Source organism: Ilumatobacter sp., assembly GCF_049588435.1.
Taxonomy (GTDB): domain Bacteria; phylum Actinomycetota; class Acidimicrobiia; order Acidimicrobiales; family Ilumatobacteraceae; genus Ilumatobacter_A.
Genome location: NZ_JBAVYV010000546.1, coordinates 1 through 8,544 on the forward strand (window position 1 = coordinate 1; position 8,544 = coordinate 8,544).

Annotated in this window: 11 protein-coding genes and 1 tRNA gene; 3 read left to right on the plus strand and 9 right to left on the minus strand. The window is 66.9% G+C overall.

Going from position 1 to position 8,544, the window contains the following annotated elements:
- The coding region (locus WBV89_RS20515; RefSeq protein WP_423983185.1) for a hypothetical protein at nt 1–850 on the plus strand (850 nt) is incomplete at its 5' end.
- A gap of 21 nt (nt 851–871) precedes the next feature.
- Here WBV89_RS20515 and WBV89_RS20520 read toward each other — a convergent pair.
- Nucleotides 872–945, minus strand: a tRNA-Leu gene (locus tag WBV89_RS20520).
- Between the two features lie 82 nt (nt 946–1,027).
- Between WBV89_RS20520 and WBV89_RS20525 the strand changes: the two genes are divergently transcribed.
- On the plus strand, nt 1,028–1,990 hold the full coding sequence (locus WBV89_RS20525; RefSeq protein ID WP_423983186.1) for an endonuclease/exonuclease/phosphatase family protein: 963 nt from the start codon (nt 1,028–1,030) through the stop codon (nt 1,988–1,990).
- On the opposite strand, the gene rdgB is transcribed toward WBV89_RS20525, so the two are convergent.
- The 8 genes from rdgB to WBV89_RS20565 form a co-directional block, all read right to left on the minus strand.
- Complete coding sequence (gene rdgB, locus WBV89_RS20530) at nt 1,971–2,564, minus strand: RdgB/HAM1 family non-canonical purine NTP pyrophosphatase (protein ID WP_423983187.1); 594 nt, start codon at nt 2,562–2,564, stop codon at nt 1,971–1,973. The two genes, WBV89_RS20525 and rdgB, sit on opposite strands and share 20 nt — an antisense overlap.
- Nucleotides 2,561–3,334 carry a ribonuclease PH gene (gene rph, locus WBV89_RS20535; protein ID WP_423983188.1) on the minus strand — a complete coding sequence of 258 codons (774 nt, stop codon included), beginning with the start codon at nt 3,332–3,334 and terminating at the stop codon, nt 2,561–2,563. Before rph ends, rdgB begins: the two co-directional genes overlap by 4 nt.
- 59 nt (nt 3,335–3,393) lie before the next feature.
- Nucleotides 3,394–4,206, minus strand: a complete 813-nt coding sequence (gene murI / locus WBV89_RS20540; protein ID WP_423983189.1) for a glutamate racemase — start codon at nt 4,204–4,206, stop codon at nt 3,394–3,396.
- Between the two features lie 48 nt (nt 4,207–4,254).
- The gene (locus WBV89_RS20545) at nt 4,255–5,130 is read right to left on the minus strand and encodes a DMT family transporter (RefSeq protein ID WP_423983190.1); all 876 of its coding nucleotides are present in this window, start codon (nt 5,128–5,130) and stop codon (nt 4,255–4,257) included.
- A gap of 18 nt (nt 5,131–5,148) precedes the next feature.
- Complete coding sequence (locus WBV89_RS20550; RefSeq protein ID WP_423983191.1) at nt 5,149–5,811, minus strand: GAP family protein; 663 nt, start codon at nt 5,809–5,811, stop codon at nt 5,149–5,151.
- A gap of 106 nt (nt 5,812–5,917) precedes the next feature.
- The gene (locus WBV89_RS20555) at nt 5,918–6,913 is read right to left on the minus strand and encodes a PLP-dependent cysteine synthase family protein (RefSeq protein ID WP_423983192.1); all 996 of its coding nucleotides are present in this window, start codon (nt 6,911–6,913) and stop codon (nt 5,918–5,920) included.
- 109 nt (nt 6,914–7,022) lie between these two features.
- Nucleotides 7,023–7,442, minus strand: coding sequence for a hypothetical protein (locus WBV89_RS20560; protein ID WP_423983193.1), 420 nt, complete (start codon nt 7,440–7,442; stop codon nt 7,023–7,025).
- Nucleotides 7,443–7,536: 94 nt separating this feature from the next.
- A complete protein-coding gene (locus tag WBV89_RS20565; protein WP_423983194.1) occupies nt 7,537–7,953 on the minus strand; it encodes a Mov34/MPN/PAD-1 family protein in 417 nt (138 codons plus the stop codon).
- Nucleotides 7,954–8,000: 47 nt separating this feature from the next.
- On the opposite strand from WBV89_RS20565, the gene smpB reads away from it, so the two are divergent.
- Complete coding sequence (gene smpB / locus WBV89_RS20570; RefSeq protein ID WP_423983195.1) at nt 8,001–8,510, plus strand: SsrA-binding protein SmpB; 510 nt, start codon at nt 8,001–8,003, stop codon at nt 8,508–8,510.
- Nucleotides 8,511–8,544: the final 34 nt, after the last annotated feature.

An 8,544-nucleotide genomic window follows, 5' to 3' on the forward strand; every position in this document is an offset into this window, starting at 1 on the left:
TGGTACCACGTTCGTCGCATCCGCGGTCGCCCGCGTCCAACTCCGCTACGACGAGACGAAGGCCGACCTGGTCCATGACGACGAGTTCGAGTGCGTGCTCTTCCCGCTCACCGAGCAGATCGACGCCTCCTTGATCGAGAACGTCGACTACGACGATCGCGACCTGCGTCCCGAGCCGACGACCGACGGCATCTACCGGCTGACCGAGGCGAAGATCGCGAACAAGACGTACTGGACCTCGCTCGGCAAGGCGATCCGTGACCAACTCGTTCGCACGTCCCAGGTCGAGATCGGTGCCAACGCCGGGCTCAAGCTCTACGGCCGACCGGGTGAGGACGAGGACGCGTTCCGCACCCGCTGCCTCACCGTCGCCGAGGAGCGGGCGGACGCCGAAGTCGCCAAGCTGCGTGACAAGTACGAGACGAAGGCGAAGCGGATCCGCGAGCGCTCCGCTGCGCTCGAGGACCGGATCGACGTGCTCGAGGCGCAGTCGACGAGCAAGCGCAATTCCGAGCTGTTCTCGACCGCCGGATCGGTGTTGGGCGGACTGCTCGGCGGAAAGAAGTCGAAGGGTGGACTGCTCGGCGGGCTGCTCGGCGACGCCGGATCCGCGGCCCGGCGTCGGGGAACGACGCGTGCCGCCGACGAACGCGTCGACGAGGCCGAGAACAAACTCGACCGACTCCAGGCCGATCTCGACGCCCTCGAGACCGAACTCGCCGACGAGGTCGCCGAGATCACGGACACGTGGATCGACCTCGTCAACGACACGACCACGCTCGCCGTCGGCCTCGAGGCGAACGACGTGAAGGTCACCCAGATCTCACTGACCTGGATCCCAGTCACGTGACGAACGTGGGGTCACGCGTCGTGCCGACGGTGGGACTCGAACCCACACTGACGGCCACCTAAAGGCCGTGCCTCTGCCAATTGGGCTACGTCGGCGACGCGGCCAGGGTACGACGTCCACTTCGCGAATCGGCGGAGTCGACGGCGGGAGCACCGAAGCGCCCCTAACCTTCCCGCGATGAATCGCGAGAGAGCGGGGCGACGGGTCGCCGAGCTCGTCGGCTGGTCGGCGGTCGCCGGAGTCGGGACGGTCATGCTCACTCAGGCGTGGGGAATCGACGGCTTCGGCCTGGTTGCGACGGCGCAGGCACTGACGCCGTTCGGGATTCCGGTCGTCGCGCTCGTCGCGGCCGGGGCCGCATGGCGTCGATCGCATGCTCTCGCCGTGGCGTCGGCAGCCGTCGGAATCTCCGCGCTGCTGCTCGCTGCTCCGATCGTGTTCCCGGCGGGCCAGGACGAGGTGCGCGCCGACGCCCAGGGCATCAGCGCGGCATCGGTGAACCTCCTGTACAGCAATCCGAGCGTCGTTCCGGTCGCCGACGAACTCGGCCGGCTCGATCCGGACGTGATCGCGTTCAGCGAATACACGCTTCGCCACGAGATCGCGCTGGGCAACCACGAACTCTCGACGCGGTACCCGTACCAGATCAACGATGCCCGGCCCCTCGCGGGCGGGATGGCGCTGTGGTCGAAGTATCCGCTCGGCGATCCCGCCGGCGAGGCGGACCGCAGTCGAACCATCGCGGCCGAGGTCGAGACACCGGACGGGTCACTCCAGGTGATCGCCGTTCATCCGCCGACCCCGGTTCACGACCACGACGCCTGGAAGCACTCACTCGAAGCTCTCGCCGATGAAGCCGCGGGGCTCGACGAGCCCACGCTCATCCTCGGCGACTTCAACGCGTCGTATTGGCATCCAGCCTTCCGATCGTTGTTGGATCAGGGTTTCGTCGACGCACACATCGCGGACGGTGACGGATGGTCGACGTCGTGGCCGACCGACCGCCTCCTCCCGCCCTTCGTCCGGCTCGACCACGCGCTCACCGGCAACGGACTGGTCTCCACCGAGGTCGAGGATTTCGAGGTGGTCGGCGGCGACCACTCCGGCTTCGTTGTGACCGTCAAGCCGGCGGCGGGTTGAGCGCGTCGAGCAACGCCCGGAACGCGCGTCCGCGATGTGAGATCGCGTTCTTCGTCGCCGCGTCCATCTCCGAGAAGGTCGCTCCGCGGCCCTCGACGGGAGCGAAGATCGCGTCGTAGCCGAATCCGCCTGCGCCCCGCTCCGATCGGGTGATCTCTCCTTCGCAGACCCCTTCGACGGCGACTTCGCGTCCATCCGGCCATCGCACCAACGCCACGGTCTTGAACGCTGCACGTCGGTCGTCGACACCGTCGAGTTCGGTCAACATCTTGCGACGGTTGTCGGCGTAGCTGCAGTCCTCTCCGGCATAGCGCGCCGTGTACACACCCGGCGCGCCATTGAGGGCGGCGACCTCGAGGCCGGTGTCGTCGGCCACGGCGGGGAGCCCGGTCGCCTCGACGATCGCCACGGCCTTCAGCCGAGCGTTCCCGATCAGGGTGTCGGCGTCCTCGACCACATCGGGAACCTCGCCCGGGCGGGGCAGCAGTTCGACGACGCCGTCGAGCAACTGCGCGATCTCGGCGACCTTGTCGGGGTTCGCCGACGCGCAGACGAGCTCCGGGAGTTCGCTCACCGAGCCGCAGGCCGCGGAGTCGGCGGTGTCGCGAGCAAATCGGCCTGCATGGAGGCGATCGTGGTCAATCCACCTTCGGCGAGGCCGAGCAGCGAATCGAGTTCGGACCTCGAGAAGGCCATTCCCTCAGCCGTTCCCTGCACCTCGACGAAACGTGCCTCACCGGTCGGCTCGCCGCCGGTGTTGGCCTGGAGCATCACGACGTTCATGTCGACCTCGGCGGCCGAGTCCTCGACGTAGGGCAGGTCGAGCACGGGGTCGCCACCGACGATGCCGACGCTGATCGCGCTGCAGAACGAGTGGAGCGGGTTCTGACTCAGTTCGCCACGGTCGACGATCCGCTGCAGCGCGTCGTGCAGCGCGATGAAGCCACCGCAGATGCTCGCGGTACGTGTTCCACCGTCGGCCTGCAGGACGTCACAGTCGACGGTGACCTGTCGTTCGCCGAGCACGGTCATGTCGCAGGCGGCGCGCAACGAGCGCGCGATCAGACGCTGGATCTCGACCGTCCGGCCGCTCTGCTTGCCCTTGGCGGCTTCGCGGTTGATCCGCTCGGGCGATGCGCCCGGCAGCATCGAGTACTCGGCGGTCACCCAGCCCTTTCCGGAGTTGCGCATCCAGCGGGGCACGTCGTCGTCGACGCTGGCGGTGCACAGCACCCGAGTCTGACCGAAGCTGACCAGCACCGAACCCTCGGCCATCTCGGTGAAATCGCGTTCGAAGGTGATCGGGCGGAGTTCGTCGGCGCTGCGGCCATCAGGTCTCGTCATGGGCGTGAACCTACCGGCACGCCTCCGTCGATCCGGAGCCACGCGCTGACGCAACCGAGTCAGCGGTGCGGCGGCCAACTCTCGGTGTGCTCGAGTTCGGGACCGAGCAGACGGCCGCCGAGATCGCGGAACACGTCGATGTCACCGCTCGACGCGAACCGGTGCACGCCACGGTTGTCACCCGAGCGCAACAGCCCGGCCTCGCCCAGGCGTCGGCGGACGGCGAACGCGGTCTCGTCGGCGGAGCTGACCAGCGTGACGCCGTGGCCCATCACCTCACCGATCGTGCGGGCGAGGAAGGGATAGTGGGTGCAGCCGAGCAGGAGCGCGTCAACGTCAGCCTTGACGAGCGGCGCGAGCAGCCGCTCGGCGAGCACGGTCACTTCGTCTCCGGTCGTCTGTCCCCGCTCGACGAACTCGACGAAGCCCGGGCATGCCGCACTCGTGAGGCTGACCGGGATCCCGGTGCGCGCGATCGCCTGCGGATAGGCGCCCGACGACACGGTCCCCACGGTGCCGATCACTCCAACGCGGCCGGTCGTGGTGGTCGAGACCAGGGCCTTCACGCCAGGTGTGATGACGTCGATCACCGGGACGTCCCGGGCGGAGAGTTCGTCGCGCACGTCGTCGAGTCCGGCCGCGGTCGCGGTGTTGCACGCGACGACGATCGCCTTCGCGCCGTAGTCGTCGACGAGGCTGCGGGTGATCTCGGTGGCGAAATCTCGAACGTCGCCGAGCGGCTTCGACCCATACGGGTAGCGGCCGGTGTCGCCGATGTAGACGAGATCCTCGCCGGGCAGCAGATCGATCATCGCCCGGGCCACGGTCAAGCCGCCGAACCCGGAGTCGAACATCCCGATCGGCCCATTCATCGTCGGAAAGGGTATCCGTCACCGACACGACGCAAGTCGCCGGCGACGTCAGGCGATCGCCGGCTGAGCTTCCCGCGTGGTTTCCTCGGATGCGGATGCGATGACCGTGGCTCCCACCAGAGCGACGGCGAGCGCGGCGACCGCGGCGACCCAGTGCCACGTCGGGTCCGAGTCGAGTCGTTCCTGGAGGATGATCGCGCCGAGTGCGACGCTGACGATCGGGTTGACCACCGACACCGTGGCCACCGACGTCACCAGCTTGCCCGTCGCCAGCGAGACCTGTTGGAGGTAGAAACCGACGAGTCCACAGAACGCCATCGCCCAGAACTCCCAGTCGGCGAGCATGGCGCCGAACCCGTCATCGTGCCAATGCTCGACGACCGGCTTCATCAGGGTCGCCGAAGCTCCGTAGAGGATGCCGGCGGTAGCGCCGACCAGCGCTGCCCTTCGTCCCATCTCGCCGCGCGAGCTGAGCACCAACAGACCGGCGCAGACTACGCCGAGGACCAGCAGCGCCAGCATCCAGTCCAGTCCCGCCGCATCGTCGACTCCGCCGGCGGGGTCGCCCACGGTCCCGAACACGGCGAGTCCGACGACGATGATCGTCGCTCCGAGAACGTGCGCACGCGTGATCCGCTGCTGGGTCAGGAAATAGCCGAGCGGAAGTGCCCAGACGATCGAGGTCACGAGCAACGGTTGGATGATCGCGACCCGCCCCCGGTCGAGCGCCGCCATCTGGAGGAGCACACCGACGACTTGGGCACCGAGACCGAGCAACCAGACGGTGTTCGTCACGAGCTTGAGCATCCCCTTCGAGTCGCCCGGCTCGACACCCTGGTCGATCGACGCGCGTTGCCACAGCGTCGCGGCCAGCGCGAACGACGCTGCTGCGACGAGCGCGAGGACTGCGGCAAGTTGATCCATGTCACGTTCTCGATTCGGTCAGTTGCCCACGAGGCTGAGCAGGGAATTCACGGTGAGGTAGATGCCGCCGACGGCCGATGCGATCGTGACGAGGAGCGGACCCTGCCGCTCGATCGACGCGAGGATCTGCGTCAGTCCGTACTGGGACTCGGCGGGTTGTCGAAGGTCGTAGATCAGGAGGCCGATGAGCGCAATGGTCGAGGCCGCGGCGAACAGCATGAAGCCGATCACCAGGTCGAGTGCATCGGTCCGGTCGCGAGCGCAGACCAGCGCTGCGGCGATGGTGAGCGACCGCGGCTGGATGAGGACACCGAGCCCCGCTGCATGTCGAAGGTCGAGATGATCCAGGCGACGGGCGAGCGAGTTCGGCACGACGCTTCGCTCCTCGCCTTCGTGGCGGTGCATCCAACGTCGGGCTGCCACCGCGAGGAGGCCGACTCCGATCAGGAGTAACAGCACCGACGCCCAGGTCTGGCGCGATGACGCAGGAGCGTTCGTTGCGTCGCCGCCGAGCGCGACGAACGCGAGACCGAACAGCAACGACAATGCCACCGCCCACCCGGCAAGGAATGCCAGGGCGTTCGGTCGTTTCGTCGAGAGAACCAGCGCGAACACCGCCGGTCGAAGGGGGTCGATCGATGCCAGGATGCCGAGCAGCACCATCGAGCTCAGCAAGCCCAACCGCCCGGAACGTCTGCCTTCGTCTCATCACCCACCGGCGAGAGTATGCCGAGCGCGACCCTCCACACGGCATGGTCCGTCGAGTCGGGCCGGATTCCGCTGGTGTCTAGAAGTAGATGATCTTCTCGGCGGCAGCCTCGGCGACGTCGAGATCGTCGGTGTACGCACCGGTCGACAGGTACTTCCAGCCGCCGTCGCACACGATGAACACGATCGTTCCTGACGAGATCTGACCGGCGACCTTCGCCGCTCCGGCGAGCGCCGCCCCGGCCGAGATCCCGGCGAAGATGCCGCACTCGTGGACCAGGCGACGCGTCCATTCGATCGACTCACGTGGACGCACCACGCGCTTGCGATCGAGCAGGTCATACCCGTTCCAGTTCTCGAAGATCGGCGGGATGTAGCCCTCGCCGATGTTGCGCAGACCTTCGACGCGTTCGCCGAGCGGAGGTTCGACGGCCACGATCTGGATCGACGGGTCGTACTCCTTGAGGTACCGACCCGTTCCCATCAAGGTCCCGCTCGTGCCGAGGCCGGCGACGAAGTGGGTGATCTCGGGGGCGTCACGGACGATTTCCGGTCCGGTGCCTTCGTAGTGGGCCAGCGGGTTCGAGTCGTTCGCGTACTGATAGGGGAAGAACCATTCCGGGTGCTCCGTCGCGAGAACCTGCGCCCGAGCGACGGCTCCGTTGGAGCCCTCCTCCCCCGGCGTGAGGATGATCTCGGCACCGAAGATCTCGAGCATCTGTCGACGTTCGATCGACACCGAGGTCGGCATCAGGATCTTGATCGGATACCCCTTGAGCTGGGCGATCGCGGCGAGGGCGATCCCCGTGTTGCCGGACGACGGTTCGACGATGGTCTGGCCGGGCCGGAGACGGCCATCGGCCTCGGCCGTCTCGATCATCCGCTTCGCGATGCGATCCTTGACCGATCCGAACGGATTCTGCATCTCCATCTTGGCGAGGATCCGAACGTCGGGGTTCGGCGACAGGTTGGACACGTCGACGAGCGGCGTGTTGCCGACCATGTCGAGAACGCTCGCGACCCGCGTCGCGGGAGCTGCGATCGGCGGCGAGAGCTGCATGGGGCTGTTGGGCATCGCGGTCATCTCCAGGTCCAACGTTCCGATCGTGGTCGGTATTCCGACTAATCCGATCTCCTTGGTCGGGATTCTATCTGCCGATCCTCTCGGAACGGATCGGGAACGTTCAGACGAGTTCGACCTTGCGAACACGGGCGAGCACGATCGCGCACGTGACCACGACGACGATCTCGGGGAACACTGAGAGCTGGGCCTCCGGGGAGGGGTTGAGGCCGGACATGTCCACGAATCCGAACCAGCCCGTTTCCGTGCGGGCGACGAAGAACGCGAGCAGAGAAACGGCTCCCCACACGATGCCCATCGCAGGCGCAGCGATCCGGACGAGAGCGGGAACAGCCCGGACGAAGACCGGAACGACGAGGCCGACCGCGATCACGACCGCACCGACGGCGTTCAGCAGGAACTGCTCACCGATGTTGCCGACGGGGATGTCGGAATAGCCGTCGTTGTACAGCGAGATGTGCGCGTAGCCGGCGATGAGTGCGCCGACCGCAGCGACGATCCGGAGCGTTCGGGAGAGTTGCATGCACAGGGTTCGGCACCCTCGCTCCGGTGGATCACGCGCCGCGACAGACGACGTCGATCCGAAGCACGGCCCGGACCCGGGTGGGACGTCGAGTTCAGATGACGACGAGGGGTTCGGAGACGATGACGCCGTCGACGATGCGGTAGCTGCGCACCTCGGGGGCATCACGCTTGAGACTGACGATCACGTAGTGCCAGTCGGGAGAGACGGCGGCCGAGACATCGGTCGGGCTCGGATACGGCTCGGAGTGCGTGTGCGAGTGCACGACACAGTTGATCTCCCAGTCGCGATCGTCCGCGTCGATCTCGGCGCGCATGAAGTCCTTCGGATTCACGGTGTAGACCCGTGCGGAGGCGTCGTCGTTGTGGCACGGGTAGAAGATTCGTCCGACGTCACCCGGTCCGCCCGACGCCGCGGGCGGCCCGGCGACGAGGCCACATGCCTCGAGCGGATACTCGTCCAAAGAGAGGCCGACGAGTTGGGCGTACACGTCGCGAGTGACCTGGAACACGAAGGAGAGCGTAGCGATCGACGCACGTCGGTACCCTCGCTCGTCTGATGGCCAAGAAGGGCAAGAAGACCAAGAAGGCGAAACCCACCGACGGCACCCAGCTGATCGCGAGCTACAAGCGCGCCTATCGGGACTACGAGATCCTCGACACGTACGAAGCAGGCATGGTTCTCACCGGGAGCGAGGTCAAGAGCCTGCGCGAGGGCAACGCCCAGATCGCTGAGGGTTACGCCCGCGTCCGACGGGGCGAGATGTGGATCGATGGCGTCCACATCCCGCCGTACACGAACGCGATCGGCTTCGGAGCCCACGACCCCGACCGGGAACGCAAGCTGTTGTTGAATCGCGCCGAGATCGACAAGCTCGACTCGCGCACCGCCCAGGGTGGTTTGACGATCGTCCCGCTGCGGCTCTACTGGAAGGGTGGTCGGGCGAAGATGGAACTCGGCCTTGCGAAGGGTCGCACCAAGGGCGACAAGCGCCAGACCATGGCCGAGCGTGACGCCGACCGTGAGATGGAAACCGCGTTCAACCGGGCCAACAAGTACGGCGCATAGACGCGGACGTGCCCCGCATCGGTGATGCGGGGCA

Excerpts from the sequence above, each read along its gene's own strand:
- WBV89_RS20560 (WP_423983193.1), bottom strand. The coding sequence starts at position 7,442 with ATGCAACTCTCCCGAACGCTCCGGATCGTCGCTGCGGTCGGCGCACTC.
- WBV89_RS20525 (WP_423983186.1), top strand. The coding sequence starts at position 1,028 with ATGAATCGCGAGAGAGCGGGGCGACGGGTCGCCGAGCTCGTCGGCTGG.
- rph (WP_423983188.1), bottom strand. The coding sequence starts at position 3,334 with ATGACGAGACCTGATGGCCGCAGCGCCGACGAACTCCGCCCGATCACC.
- murI (WP_423983189.1), bottom strand. The coding sequence starts at position 4,206 with ATGAATGGGCCGATCGGGATGTTCGACTCCGGGTTCGGCGGCTTGACC.
- WBV89_RS20545 (WP_423983190.1), bottom strand. The coding sequence starts at position 5,130 with ATGGATCAACTTGCCGCAGTCCTCGCGCTCGTCGCAGCAGCGTCGTTC.
- WBV89_RS20555 (WP_423983192.1), bottom strand. The coding sequence starts at position 6,913 with ATGCCCAACAGCCCCATGCAGCTCTCGCCGCCGATCGCAGCTCCCGCG.
- smpB (WP_423983195.1), top strand. The coding sequence starts at position 8,001 with ATGGCCAAGAAGGGCAAGAAGACCAAGAAGGCGAAACCCACCGACGGC.